General features: G+C 65.7%; 9 protein-coding genes and 3 pseudogenes. 8 read left to right on the forward strand and 4 right to left on the reverse strand.

What is annotated here, in order from left to right:
• Positions 1-61: 61 nt before the first annotated feature.
• The 3 genes and pseudogenes from JNB61_RS20595 to JNB61_RS19615 all read left to right on the forward strand — a co-directional run.
• Positions 62-250 (forward strand): annotated as a pseudogene (locus tag JNB61_RS20595) (TetR family transcriptional regulator); the annotation flags it as partial.
• Positions 251-316: 66 nt separating this feature from the next.
• Positions 317-826, forward strand: coding sequence for a hypothetical protein (locus tag JNB61_RS19610; RefSeq protein ID WP_308289259.1), 510 nt, complete (start codon positions 317-319; stop codon positions 824-826).
• Positions 733-1,329, forward strand: a pseudogene (locus tag JNB61_RS19615) (MFS transporter); the annotation flags it as partial. The gene JNB61_RS19610 and the pseudogene JNB61_RS19615, both read left to right, overlap by 94 nt.
• 738 nt (positions 1,330-2,067) lie before the next feature.
• On the opposite strand, the gene JNB61_RS19620 reads toward JNB61_RS19615, so the two are convergent.
• The 4 genes from JNB61_RS19620 to JNB61_RS19635 form a co-directional block, all read right to left on the reverse strand.
• A complete protein-coding gene (locus JNB61_RS19620) occupies positions 2,068-3,009 on the reverse strand; it encodes an ABC transporter permease (RefSeq protein ID WP_220340713.1) in 942 nt (313 codons plus the stop codon).
• A gap of 38 nt (positions 3,010-3,047) precedes the next feature.
• The gene (locus JNB61_RS19625) at positions 3,048-4,565 is read right to left on the reverse strand and encodes a sugar ABC transporter ATP-binding protein (protein ID WP_220292826.1); all 1,518 of its coding nucleotides are present in this window, start codon (positions 4,563-4,565) and stop codon (positions 3,048-3,050) included.
• The gene (locus JNB61_RS19630; RefSeq protein ID WP_220292824.1) at positions 4,562-5,551 is read right to left on the reverse strand and encodes a sugar ABC transporter substrate-binding protein; all 990 of its coding nucleotides are present in this window, start codon (positions 5,549-5,551) and stop codon (positions 4,562-4,564) included. Before JNB61_RS19630 ends, JNB61_RS19625 begins: the two co-directional genes overlap by 4 nt.
• A 124-nt stretch (positions 5,552-5,675) precedes the next feature.
• Positions 5,676-6,485 carry a GntR family transcriptional regulator gene (locus JNB61_RS19635; protein WP_220292822.1) on the reverse strand — a complete coding sequence of 270 codons (810 nt, stop codon included), beginning with the start codon at positions 6,483-6,485 and terminating at the stop codon, positions 5,676-5,678.
• Positions 6,486-6,666: 181 nt separating this feature from the next.
• On the opposite strand from JNB61_RS19635, the gene JNB61_RS19640 reads away from it, so the two are divergent.
• From JNB61_RS19640 to JNB61_RS20710, 5 genes and pseudogenes are all read left to right on the forward strand, one after another.
• Positions 6,667-8,118 (forward strand): amidase, encoded by a 1,452-nt coding sequence (locus tag JNB61_RS19640; RefSeq protein WP_220292820.1) that lies wholly within the window; start codon positions 6,667-6,669, stop codon positions 8,116-8,118.
• A complete protein-coding gene (locus tag JNB61_RS19645; RefSeq protein WP_220292818.1) occupies positions 8,118-9,020 on the forward strand; it encodes a phosphotransferase family protein in 903 nt (300 codons plus the stop codon). The genes JNB61_RS19640 and JNB61_RS19645 overlap by 1 nt, the downstream gene beginning before the upstream one ends.
• Positions 9,017-10,003, forward strand: coding sequence for a choline/ethanolamine kinase family protein (locus JNB61_RS19650; protein ID WP_220292816.1), 987 nt, complete (start codon positions 9,017-9,019; stop codon positions 10,001-10,003). The genes JNB61_RS19645 and JNB61_RS19650 overlap by 4 nt, the downstream gene beginning before the upstream one ends.
• 16 nt (positions 10,004-10,019) lie before the next feature.
• Positions 10,020-11,372: an aspartate aminotransferase family protein gene (locus JNB61_RS19655; RefSeq protein ID WP_220292814.1), complete on the forward strand. Its 1,353-nt coding sequence runs from the start codon at positions 10,020-10,022 to the stop codon at positions 11,370-11,372.
• Between the two features lie 517 nt (positions 11,373-11,889).
• Positions 11,890-12,103 (forward strand): annotated as a pseudogene (locus JNB61_RS20710) (ATP-binding protein); the annotation flags it as partial.
• Between the last annotated feature and the right edge of the window lie 817 nt (positions 12,104-12,920).

Genomic DNA, 12,920 nt, shown 5'->3' on the forward strand with positions numbered 1-12,920 from the left:
TCGAGTGGCGTTGCAAGACGCCCATCGACACGATCGTCGCCACTAACCGTGGCGACCGGCGATGAAATTGCACCCAGCTCGAAAGAGTGCAAAAACGCATGATGTGAGCGATAGTGCAGAAGGACTCCGCGAACGTCGGCGCGCGGAGACTACGCGTACCCTCATCCGGGCGGCGCGTGTCTTGACCGCTGAACGGGGCCTGGCTGGGTTCACGGTGGAGGAGCTCTGCAGCGAGGCTGCCGTCTCGCGGCGCACGTTCTTCACTACTTCGCCTCCAAGGACGATGCGGTGCTCGGTGTGCCGCTGGAGAGAGCGGATGCCGCGGCGCTTCCTCACCGGCGAGTCGACCGGCCGGGGACTCTCGCCCGACCGCGTCACCGACCTGGCCACCCTCGCTGAGGCGCGGTGGCGCGCCCTCGACATCGCGCCCGACACCGTGCACGAGCTGTTCCAGGCAGTGGAGAAGGAGCCCCGGCTGCTCGCGCGCATGCTCGAGCTGGGCTTCGAGGCCGAGCAGTTCGACGCGCGCCTCATCGAGCAGCGAGAGAACCTGCACTCCGGCGACCTCCGGGCAGAGGTCGCCGCGCAGGTGGTCGGGGCGATCGTCCGCACCGCGGCGGGCGAGTTCCTCAAGCCGGGCAACACTGACACCTTCATCGAGATCTTCGAGCGACGCATCGGCGCGGCGCGCGACCTCTTCGTCACGCAGACCGCACTGATGGGAACCCCCGCATCACCACCGCCACCATCCCCACCACGAAACCGGGCGGCGACGCGCCGTTCCTCCTCACCCAGCGCCGCATCTGGATCATCTTCTCGGCCCTGATCGCCGGCATGCTGCTGTCGAGCCTCGACCAGACGATCGTGTCGACCGCGATGCCGACGATCGTCGGCGAGCTCGGCGGCGTGTCGCACCAGGTGTGGATCACGACCGCGTACATCCTCGCCACCACGATCGTCATGCCGATCTACGGCAAATTCGGCGACGTTCTCGGCCGCCGCCGCCTGTTCATGGCGGCCATCGCGATCTTCACCCTCGCGTCGGTCGGCTGCGCCTTCGCGACCGACTTCTGGATGTTCGTGACGTTCCGGGCCGTCCAGGGCCTCGGCGGCGGGGGGCTCATGATCCTGTCGCAGGCGATCATCGCCGACATCGTGCCGGCCGACCAGCGCGGCAAATACCTCGGCCCCATCGGCGGTCTCTTCGGCCTCGCCGCGGTCGCCGGGCCGCTCCTCGGCGGCTTCTTCGTCGACCACCTCACATGGCAGTGGGCGTTCTACATCAACATCCCCGTCGGCACCGCGGCGTTCCTCGTGGCCGTGTTCGCGGCGTCGCGGACAACGTCGGCGCGTCACTGAAGTTCGCCGACGTCATCGTCGACCGTGCCCCAAAAGCTAACGGCCCCGCAGCACACGCTTCGGCGCCGGTAGCGACACCGGCCTCGTACGCCGGCGCCGAACTGTCACGCTGACCTGAACCAACAAGCAGCGGGGCGAGAGTCACTGTACTCCCGCCCCGCTTCACCGCCCAGAGAATCGGCGTCGTTCGGCGCCGCAGGTCCCTCGAAGCGTGCCGACACGCTGACTCGTCTGGCGTTGCGGCGGGGGACTGAGCGACACACACACTCCCCTACTGGTGGCCCGCGGACGGATCAGGATCCCCGTCTTCTGATGCGGTGTCAGACCCAAGACAAGATGTACCGCTGGAATGGCCCGAGCCGGACCTGACCCTAGTGTCCCGCGGTCGACGTCGAACCCTGCGAGGACGCGCAGCTGGAGATCCCCCGCGTCTTCAACAGCCTCACCAACGCGTTACACGACCGTCCGCGAATAATATTCTCTTTTGGTTTCCGGGCGCCGCATCTGGGTGGGCGACGCGTGCGGTTGCGCAGACGAGCGGTGCATCGGACATCGCCACGACGTCGGCGCTACCTGCGGATGCCTCCACCAGCAGCTGAACTAATCCACGAGGTTTCGTCCGCATACCGGATCCGGTGTCAGGCGGTCGCCGTCGCCGCGCTTGAGCGGCCGCGGGATCTCATCGTGTGCGTAGGCATCCTCATGTGCTCACAGTCTCCGGCGGAGGACGTGCTGCAGAGTTTCGAGTCCGGCGGCGAGGATGAGAACGCACCCGGAGACGACGTTGGCCACTTCGGGTCCGACGTTCATCAGCGTCAAGCCGTTCTTGATGATCGCGATGAACCAGACGCCGAGGAGAACCTTCCAGAGGCTCCCACGGCCGCCAGTAAAGGGAACGCCGCCGAGAAGCACTGCGGTGAGGACTGTTACTTCGAAGCCGAGACCGAGTGTCCCGGACGGTGCGCTGTCGAGACGCGCGACCATGACCAACCCGCTGAGGCCCGCGGCGAGACCGACCACCGCATACAGTGCGAATACGACCCGCTTAACCGGGATACCGACCAGGAAGGCGGCTCGCGGGTTGACGCCGATCGCGAGAACATGCCGACCGATCGGCGTGATGCCCATCACGAACAGACCAGCGGCTGCGACGGCTACTGCGATCCATACGATGTATGGCACGCCGAGGAAGGATCCGGCTCCCAGGACCCGAACCGCGTCGGGGAAACCGTAGATCGAGTCGGGCGCGAGCGTCATTGCGATTCCCCGGGCTGCGGCGAGCACTCCGAGCGTGACTATGAGCGCGGACATCCCGAAGCGTCCGATCAGCAGACCGTTGAAGACGCCGACCGCAAGGCCAACGATCAGCGCCGCCATGATGCCGGGCACCACACCGACGGAATTGAAAGCGAGGCCCGCGGCCACGCCGGCCAGGGCCATCGTGGACCCTACGGACAGGTCCACGTAGCCGGCCATGAGCAGGATGGCGAACGCGATGGCGACGATGAAGAGGGCGGCGTTCTGAGCGATGACGGCGACGAGGTTGTCGACGGTCAGGAAGGACCTGGTGTTGACGGCGAACACGATCATCATGACGACAGTCGCGAGCGGCATTACAGCGCTTAGGGCGCGGATGACGAGCACGCGCATGTCTGCGGCGGAGCGCGTGGAGGTGAGAGCGGAGGTGCTCATGAGTGTGCCTTACTGATATCGACGGATTGTGCGAGCGCCAGAAGGGCATGCTCGCCGATGGAGGGAGCGACGACGGCTTCGATGTGGCCGTCGACGAGAACGACAATTCGATCTGCGAGGGCAATAGCCTCGTCGGGGTCACTGGTCGCGAACAGAACGGAGCGGGTCTGTGCGCCGACGTACCCTCGCAGCAATTCGTAGATCTGCGCGCGGCTTCCGATATCAACCCCTTGGGTGGGCTCATCGAGCAGCAGAAGTCGCACGTCGTCGAGCCCAGCGAGCCAACGGCCGACCACGATCTTCTGGGCGTTGCCTCCGGAAAACGCGGAGGCTTCGGTGGTCGCACTCCGGGGTGAGAGTTGTACACGACGTGCTACGTCGTTGAAGATCTGATTTTCCCGGGGGGGATGGCGTAGACCGTGCGACAGCCGGCGATAGTGCGGCATGAGCATGTTCTCGAGTGCTGACAATCGCCCAAAGAGTGACTGGTGGGGACGGTCGGATGCAACCAGCGCTATGCCGGATCGCATTGCATCAGCCACGCGACCGATCCGAGCGGGCACCCCGCCGATAGTCACTTGACCGGCACTAACGGGGCGCGCGCCCGCCAGGGTTTCCAGCAGATTGGTGCGCCCGCCGCCGAGCAGTGCGAACACGCCGACGATCTCCCCCGCGGCAATGGAAAGGTCGATCGGGCCGCAGTACGACGTCACGAGTCCGTCGAGTCGCACCAGTTCTTCGCCCAGTTGACGCGCTGTGTCGGTTGCGCTGTCGATGCGATCCGGGGAAATGCCGGCGACGAGATCCCCGAGCTCTACGTCTTCGCGATCGCGGCTCCACAACAACGTGCCCCCGCGCAGGATCGAGACACGGTCGGCGACCGCCATGACCTCACTGAGGATGTGCGTGACGAACACGACCGCGATTCCGTGCTCGTGGGCCAAACGACGCACCAGCGCGAGGAGCGCCTCCACCTCGTGTCGTCCAAGGGCTGCCGTGGGTTCGTCGAGGATCAGTATTTCCGGATCGCGGCGCAGAGCGCGAGCGATCTCGACGATCTGCTGTTGTCCGACCGTGAGCGTGTCCACACCTGTGCGCGGGTCGAGGGGAACATCCAGCCGTTCCAGGATGGCCTGTGTGGCTAGCTCTTGATCGCGCCGCCGGATCGTGCCGAGGGGTGTGCGCAACTCGACGCCGAGGAAAACGTTGTCGGCAACGGTGAGCGTTTCCGCCAACTGGAAGTGCTGATAGATGATGGCTGTGCCCGCTTCAAAAGCGGACCGGGGCGTGAAGCCGGTGTGCTCCTTGCCTCCTGCGTGGATCGTTCCAGAGGTTGGCGCGACGGCGCCGCTGAGGCACCCCAGCAGGGTAGACTTACCGGCCCCGTTCGCACCCAGCAGCGCGTGCACTTCTCCCGGAGCGAAGTCGAGGTTCACACCTTTGAGTACGGATACGGTGCCGTATGACTTGCGGAGATCGCGGATCCGGAGCCCCCCGCTGGGGTGCGCACTCATTTGAGCAGTTCCTTCAACTCGTCAAGCTGGGCCTGGTCGGCGAGGCTTGCCAGCACCGAAGGCGTGACGGTGTCCACTTCGCCATCACCGGTGATCGCGGCGATCGAGTTGTCGATGATCGACGCACCCAGTTCGTCGAGAAGGATCGCTGCGCTTGCTTTGTACGGGCCACCGGCCTCGATTGCCTCCAGGGCCTCGATGGCTCCGTCCTGACCGGCGATGTAGACCTCATCCGCGCTGATCGCGCTCTGCTCGAAGGCCTTCAGTGCGCCCAGCGCAGCGGAGTCGTTAAGCCCGATGAAGATGCGCAGGTCGGGGTTTTCTCGCAGCGCATCCTCAGCGATCTGCAGACCGCAGGTCTGGTCGGCGCACTCCTGCTCCGAGACGATAGGAACGCCGACTTCGTCGAGAGCGGCGATCGGCTCCTCCCACCGTCCGGCGTAGACCGGCACCGAAACAAGGGTGGTGACGGCCGCGGAGATTCCTCCCTCAGGATGAGTGGCAGCAATCCACGTGGTGACGTCGTCCGCAATCTGCTTGCCACTGAGTTCGTTGTCGAAACCGACCGAGCCGTCACGGCCATCCATCTCTGACGAGTAGGTGAGCCATTTGATGCCCTTCTCCTGTGCCTGCTGCTGCAAGCCGGCGAAGGCTGTGGGGTCCACCGGCTGCATCACGATCGCATCGATGCCCTGCGTCACCCAACTTTCGATGGTCTGCCGCTGGGATTCGAGGCTGCTGCCCGTGGTGTTGTCGAGCAGCAGTTCGACGCAGCCGACCTCATCCGCGTGAGCCTGGGCAAAGCCCTTGACCTGTTTGACAGCGTCCGCCTCTCCTACGGGGTGGCTGAAGCCGATCGTGTACGTCTCATCGCACGCCTCACCGTCTGCGCCGGTTGCGGTGGCGTCGGCCGCGCTGCAGCCGGCGAGCCCCATGGCGCCCAAGCCGAGCAGAAGCAGCGAACTCGAGCGGAGTGATGCCTTCATCGTGGATCTCCTTGCGGACAGTGCCGGCGGGGAGCTACCGGCAAGATTCTGGTGTTGACCAGAAACCTGCCCGTCGACCATTTCTGGCCGCGGTTCTCACGTGTAAAGGTTCGATGACACCGCGCTATTGGGCGGCAGAATGGTCGACCGTTCGAGGGTGGACACGGTTGGCCACGTTATCCGCTCGCACGGCAAGCCGAGTCCGGTCGGCGCGGAACACGTCAACCGAGTACTCGATGGGTTCGCCGTCGGGGTCCCACGACCTGCGGGTGAGCTTGATCACCGGCACGCCCTCATCGATTCCCAGCGCCTGTGCCACGTCAGCCGGAGCGAGGGTCGCTTCGATGAACTCCTCGCAGTCGGCCACACGCACCCCGTATTGGGTCTCGAACAGGTCATACATGGACTGATCGAGACGGTGGTGCAGAAGCGACGGGAAGCGCTCCGCGGCAACGTATACGTGCTCGAGTGACAGCGTGTCCCCATCAGCGAACCGCAGCCGCACGAGCGACGCCACCAACTCCCCTGCTCTCAGCCCCAACGCACGAGAAACGGACTCATCCGGCACCTCCAAGGCGGCGCTAAGCACCTGCGCGCCCGCGTTGAATCCTTGGGCCACCAGCATGCGGGGAACGCTCACGGCACCGCGATTGAGGTCACGGACGACCTTGCGTTCGCCACCGAGCCCGCCGACACTATCCGGCGCGAGCGGACGCGTCTCGGCCGCCGTCAGGTAAGCGCCGCCTCCTCGGCCCAATACCCGACGCACCACGCCTTGCTGCTCGAGCCCATCGAGCACCTGCCGGACCGTGTAACGCGACGCGGCGAACCGCTCCGCGAGCACCCGCTCGGCAGGAAGCTTCACCGCGCCGCGCGCTGCCAACTCCTCACACAGCCGCGCCAGCGCTTGCCCGACCTCGGTCGTCTTGGTCATGAACATCCCGTCTTTGCGTCGGCCGTGATGCACCACCGTAACGGAAAGGTTGCGTTCCCTCGATCCCACACAACCTTTAACGTCGGACCCATGAACCTGAAATGGCCGACCGAAAGGGTGGTCAGCACCAAAGGCCGCAGCTCACCTCGTGGGACGCGCGCCACCTGATACAAGGAACGCCATGGACCTGACCGATCCCACCACTGTGACCACCGCCGATCTCCGAAGCGCCTACCGCGCCGGCGAGTTGACCCCAGTCGACGCGCTCGAGGCGGTTCTCCACAGGATCGACGCCGTGGATGGGGTGCTCAATTCCATCGCCTACTTGAATTCCTCGGAGGCTCGCGAGCAGGCCGAGGCGTCTGCCACACGATGGGCCACTGGTGATCAGCTCGGGCCTCTCGACGGAGTGCCCGTCTCCATCAAGGACAGTGTGGCTTCCACGGGAACCCCGTGGCGACACGGCGCTGCAGCGAATCGGCGGGTACCCGACTCGACCTTCGACGCCCCGCCGGCGGCGCGCCTGAAAGAGGCTGGCGCCATTGTCTTTGCGAAGACGACCATGCCCGACTTCGGCATGCTGGCCTCAGGGGTCAGTTCGCTTTACGGGATCGTCCGGAACCCCTGGAACCTGTCGATGAGCCCAGGAGGGTCGAGCGCGGGAGCTGGCGCGAGCCTGGCGGCGGGGATCGGGTGGGCTGCCGTGGGCAGCGACATCGCCGGTTCGGTCAGGCTGCCCGCCGGCCACTGTGGGCTGGTCTCCCTCAAACCCACGCAGGGCAGGATCCCCCACCTCGCGCCCAGCACAGTGCGATCCGCGGGCCCCATGGCTCGAACGGTCGCCGAAGCAACCGAGCTGCTCTCCGTTCTCTCAGGTCCCGACGCTCGAGATCTGTTCAGCCTCCCAGGCGGGGCAGTGCGCGTAGAGCAGTGCATGCCAGACCTGTTGAACCTTCCCGGGCTGCGGGTCGGTGTGCTGACGGATATGGGCTACGGGCCGGGCCTGCACCCGTTGGTGAAGCGCGTGGTGCGAGCAGCCGCGGACGCCCTCAGCGCCGCGGGGGCCAGCGTCGAGGAGATGGAGGCGCTGTTCGATCACAACCCGTACCCAGCGCTTGACAGGTTGTTCCAGGTGCGGGCCCGCGCGGAATGGGAGAGCCTGTCAGAAGCGGGCCGCGATCAGGTCCTGCCGGAGATCAGCGAGTGGTCCAGTCGGGCCGTCGGCATCACCGGGGCCCAGCACGAGAACGATCTCGGGGCGGTGGCCAGATCGGCCGCGCAGGTCCAGCAGGCGCTGCTTCCGTATGACATGGTGTTGTCGCCCATCCTGCCCGGTCTGGGCCACCGAGCCGAAATGGTAGGCCTCGACCCGACCGCTCCACTCGCGCACTGCTCGTTCACCTGCTGGCACAACCAGACCGGCGCGCCGGCCGCCACGGTTCCCTTCGGTGCGGAGGAGGGCGTGCCGGTCGGTGTCCAGATCGTGGGCCGGCGATTTGACGATGCCCGCGTGATGCAGGTGGCCGGGTGGCTGGAGCGCCATCGCACGATCTCGCTCGCGTGGCCCGTGATACCGGTCGCCGCGGATCCGTTGGAACCTGCCCTGTTCGCAAGCGAGTACCAGGAGGCGTGATGCTCTCGCTCGTTCCTGATCAGACCCTCACTCCCCCGGCCCCGACCATGGCGAGCCCGCAATGGTGGGGCGCCGACTCCATCCGCTCGCGGGCCCGCGATGTCACCTCCGGTGACAGCGTCTTCGTGAAGATCTACACGCCCACCGCGGCCGGCTACATCGCGGTCGGCTCCTCTGTGCGAGCCACCCGTTCGGCGGGCGAAGCAGGACTCGGCCCTGCACTGCTCGACGCCCAGCAAGCCGAAGGGCGGCTGGTCCTTGCCGATCTGACCGATACCCACAAAACCGGCACACTCGCCGACTTCCTCGACACCGGTGCGCTGGAGCGTCTGGTTGCCGTGCGGCGTGCTGTCTGGGATCTGCCCACCGGCGAGGTCCGCCGTGCATCTGTCTTCGACGACGTTCGGAGCCTCGACGCGCGTCTGCGCGCGGTGCAAGCGACCTTGCCCTCCGACTACGCCTGGATGCGACGGCTCGTGACTGCCGCCGAGCGCCGCATCGCCCTTCACACCGATGCGGTGCTGATTCACGGCGACGCCAACTGCTCTAACACGGCAGTCGCACACGGAAACGGGGAGATCCTCCTGCTCGACTTCGACTGGGCCGCCGTGACCGACCCGGTGCAAGACGTCGGATCCGTACTCCTCGAGCACGCCTTCGGCCGCCTCGATGCTCGCCAAGTTTTCGAGCTCGCCTGGGGATCGTTCGATGAAGCTCTGTACGCACGCGCCCGCTGTTACGCCGCGGCCGAGGCTCTGCGCGGGGGCCTCATCGGTGCATGGGTCGACAGTCAGGACCCTGGAACCCTGGAGTACTCAAAGTTCTCGGACTGGATGTTTCTGCGCGCACGCGTGCTGCTCGGCGACCCTGCATTCGACGACCACCTGAGGAGACTGTCATGACCGACGTCGACGCCGCCACCCCCTCAGCTGTTCACACCGACCTGCGGCGACGGCTCGGAGACGGAAGAACGATCTCCGAGCAGCGGGCTGAAGACTGCCTCCGACGCGTGACCCAGTGGGCAGGACGGGAGGTGTTCTACACGCCAGTCTCGGGGGGACTGCAGAACAGCAACTGGCGAGTCGATGTCACTGGCGACCCCGTGGCGTACTTCCTCAAAGTGCCCGGCGAAGGCACCGAGGACTTCATCGATCGAGGCAACTCCCATCTCGCCGCAGTGCGCGCCGGCGAACTTGGCATCAGCCCTCGCATCGTCCACTTCGACGCCGAAAACGGGGTGGAAGTCATCGAGTTCCTCGAGGGGTACCGCGCCTGCACAAACGGTGACATGAAGCGCTGGGAGGTCACCGAGTCGGTTCTGGCGCTGCAAAACGCATTCCACACGATCGCCCCGCTTCCCGTCACCAAAACGATCTTCGAGCTCATCGACGAACATCTCACCCAAGTCAAAGAAATCGGCGTACGTCTACCTTCCTTCGCCGAGCCGCTGCTGCGTGAATACGAAGCAGCACGCGCCGCCTATACAGCGTCTGGGTTGGACATCGTGCCTTGCCACAACGACCCCATGCCCGGCAACTTCCTGGTGAGTCCCGGCAAACCGATGCGGATGGTCGACTTCGAGTTCGCTTCGAACAACGAGAGGGCATACGACCTCGCCGTCACGTTCACAGAGTACTTCTACGACGAGCCAGCAATCCTGCGGTGCATCGACGCCGTTTACGGCACAACATCCTGGGACATCGTCTCGCGGGTGCAGGTCGCATCCGCGCTCGCAGACATCAAGTGGGGACTATGGGGCTGCGTCAACCACCAGCTCAACGCCTCATGGGACTACGACTTCCACAAATACGGCGTATGGAAGCTCCTGCGCGCCCGCACCAAAGTGGCCGACCCCCGCTGGGGTCAGTGGCTGCACGCAATATGACGGAAAGGCACGATTCGTGACCACCACGACCTCCAGCATCATTGATGGAAACGCCTTCGATGAGGCGGATCCGGCGAGCCTCGCCGAACTAAGCCCCAGCGATCGGGACCTCGTCCTGCGACGTCGGCGAGCACTCGGCCCCAGCTACCGGCTGTTCTACGAGCGCCCCGTCCACCTCGTGCGTGGACACGGCAGCTACGTCTATGGTGCCGACGGTCAAGAATTCCTCGACGCATACAACAACGTTGCCTCCATCGGACACTCGCACCCGGCGGTCGTCGAAGCGGTGCACCGCCAGATGGCCCAGCTGAACACCCACTCCCGCTACCTTCAGCGCGGCGTCATCGACTACTCCGAGAAGCTTCTCACCACCTTCCCGCGCGGGCTGGACCATGTGATGTTCACCAATTCCGGCTCCGAGGCCAACGACCTCGCTCTGCGCGTAGCCGAGGCAGCCACCGGCGGCCGCGGTGTCGTCGTCACCAGTGAGGCATACCACGGCACAAGCGCCGCGGTAACCGCAATCTCCCCATCCATCGGCCGCTTCGCGCTCGGCCCGCACGTTCGCACCGTTCCCGCCCCCGACACCTTCCGCCTGGCTCCCCCAGAAGGCATCGGCGCTTGGTTCGGTGCTCGCGTCGCGGAAGCATTTACCGACCTGCGACGCAACGGATACGCTCCATCGGCGCTTGTCCTGGACAGCATCCTGTCCTCGGACGGCGTCGTCACCGATACGTCCGTGCTCGCCCCGGCCTACGCCGCAGCCCGCGCGGCGGGCGCCGTCGTCATCGCCGACGAAGTCCAACCCGGCTTCGGCCGCACAGGAAGCGCTTTCTGGGGCTACGCCCGACACAGCGTCACACCAGACATCGTCACGCTCGGCAAACCCATGGGTAACGGCGTCCCGGTCGCCGCCATGATCGCCTCCGCAGCAGTACTAGAACAATTCGGCACCACGGTGCCTTACTTCAACACCTTCGGCGGCAGCACCGTGCCCGTCGCCGCCGCTAATGCCGTACTCGACACGATCCTCAACAATCGCCTCGCCGATCACGCAGAAAGACTCGGTGCCCAGCTACTCGACGACCTGAGGACCCTCCAGACGCGGCATCCACACATCGGTGATGTACGCGGAGCCGGCCTATTCTTCGGTATCGAGATCGTTGCCGAGCCGGGGGGGAGCCAACCAGCACCCGCGCGAGCGCGCGCGATCGTCAACGCCCTCCGCGAGGACGGAGTCCTCGTCTCCGTCGCAGGGCCCCACTCCACCACCGTCAAAGCGCGACCCCTTCTCAGCTGGGGGCAACCGGAAGCAGACAGATTCATCACAGCCCTCGACGATGCGCTCGCCCGCACGGCGGCAAGATAAGGCAACGTGGCTCCGAGCGTGTCGGGGGCTGCGGACGAACGCGTGCGGGAACTGGGGCCGCGGATCATGGCGCCGCCGTGCGGGGGTTCACCCACTCGACGATCCGCGCGAACCTTCAAGCAGGGCGCCATCTGCGCTGCCGTGCCGACACCCTGTCGCGCTATGGATTTGCGCGAGATCGCGGTGTTTTCCGATCTGTGCGTAGGCCGCCCCCATACACCGCAGGTCACACAATTCAGTAGTGACGCTCACTGAAATTGGCCGAGCAGCGGTTGATAAAGCTCCACGAAGCCGAGATTCGAGTTGCAGCCCCACCCGGTCATCACCGCGGGGAGTGTCGGCGACTGTTGAAGAACCCGCCACCGAGGGGCGAAAACTAGCCACCTGGTTGTCGTTTGCTCAGTCTGCCGGATCTTGCGTCTTGATGCTCGGGAGGCTGTCGATGCCTCTGCCGCGGAGCCGGTAGCTGGCGCCTTTGAGGGTGAGCACGTCGGTGTGGTCTACGACGGAAGACAACCTTTCCCCCGAGCTTGCGAGGCTGCGGCGCTACGGACTGATCATCGTCGACGAGGTCGGCTAACTGCCCTTCGAACAGGACGCCCCGAATCTCTTCTTCCAGCTCGTCTCGTCGCGCTACGATCATGCGTCGCTGATCCTCACTGCTCACCTGCCGTTCTCCGGCTGGGGCCGGGTGCGACCGGGCCGTCGCGGCCGCGATGATCGAACGCCTGTGGCCAGTTGCGGGGTGAAGTCGGCGGGTGAGGTGAACGTGCGGCCGGGCATGAACGAGGTCTCCATCCAGCCGTTGCGGCGCTCCACGATCCCTTCGACTGCGGGTCGTAGGGCCGCAGCTGCACCACCTTGGTCGCGAGGGTGCCAGCGAACGCGGCGACGCCCTGCGCGAGTCGCCCCTTCTGGCCGATGCCCGGCTCGTTGTCCCAGATCAGCCGGCGCGGCACCCGGCCGAGCCGCTGGATCAGCTCCCACGAGCCGAGCAGCAGGTCCTCGGTCCTGCGGGTCGGGAGCATCCTGGCAGTGATGAATCTGGAGTGCGCGGCGACCATCACCAGCACCGGCAACAGCACACTGCCACCGTCTTCGAGCGGGATCTTCCGCGGCGGGAACCAAAGATCGCACTGCGCCGCATCCCCGGGCGCCCACGACAACCGGTCCGCCGGGTCAACCGGGCGGTGCTCCGGCCGCAACCGCCTGACGTTCTCCCAACCAGGTGATCGAGCCGGTCCGTTCGACCGCTCTGCGATCACCGTCGCCGGCATCGACGGGTACTCCCGCCAGCAGCGCACGCACCCGCGCCTGGAACGGCGACAACAACGTCGCCCGCACCTTCGCTGATACTTCGGCGGTCGGTCCGACCGCACCGCTGCCGGGACCGCGTCCCTCGCGATCCCGAGCTCCCTCACGACCTGGCGCTGCGGAACCCCGTCCGCGAACAGCCGCCTGATCAGCGCCCAATCCTCCAAGGAGATCACCCACCCAATCTGGTCTGGGCGGCCTAGTTTTCAAGCGTCGTCTTGGCCGGGTTATCGA

This window comes from Microbacterium ureisolvens (assembly GCF_019511645.1).
Lineage (GTDB): Bacteria > Actinomycetota > Actinomycetes > Actinomycetales > Microbacteriaceae > Microbacterium > Microbacterium ureisolvens_A.

Coding starts and splice junctions, on each gene's coding strand:
- JNB61_RS19635 (WP_220292822.1), bottom strand. CDS start 6,485: ATGACCAAGACGACCGAGGTCGGGCAAGCGCTGGCGCGGCTGTGTGAG.
- JNB61_RS19620 (WP_220340713.1), bottom strand. CDS start 3,009: ATGCGCGTGCTCGTCATCCGCGCCCTAAGCGCTGTAATGCCGCTCGCG.
- JNB61_RS19625 (WP_220292826.1), bottom strand. CDS start 4,565: ATGAGTGCGCACCCCAGCGGGGGGCTCCGGATCCGCGATCTCCGCAAG.
- JNB61_RS19645 (WP_220292818.1), top strand. CDS start 8,118: ATGCTCTCGCTCGTTCCTGATCAGACCCTCACTCCCCCGGCCCCGACC.
- JNB61_RS19640 (WP_220292820.1), top strand. CDS start 6,667: ATGGACCTGACCGATCCCACCACTGTGACCACCGCCGATCTCCGAAGC.
- JNB61_RS19610 (WP_308289259.1), top strand. CDS start 317: ATGCCGCGGCGCTTCCTCACCGGCGAGTCGACCGGCCGGGGACTCTCG.
- JNB61_RS19650 (WP_220292816.1), top strand. CDS start 9,017: ATGACCGACGTCGACGCCGCCACCCCCTCAGCTGTTCACACCGACCTG.
- JNB61_RS19630 (WP_220292824.1), bottom strand. CDS start 5,551: ATGAAGGCATCACTCCGCTCGAGTTCGCTGCTTCTGCTCGGCTTGGGC.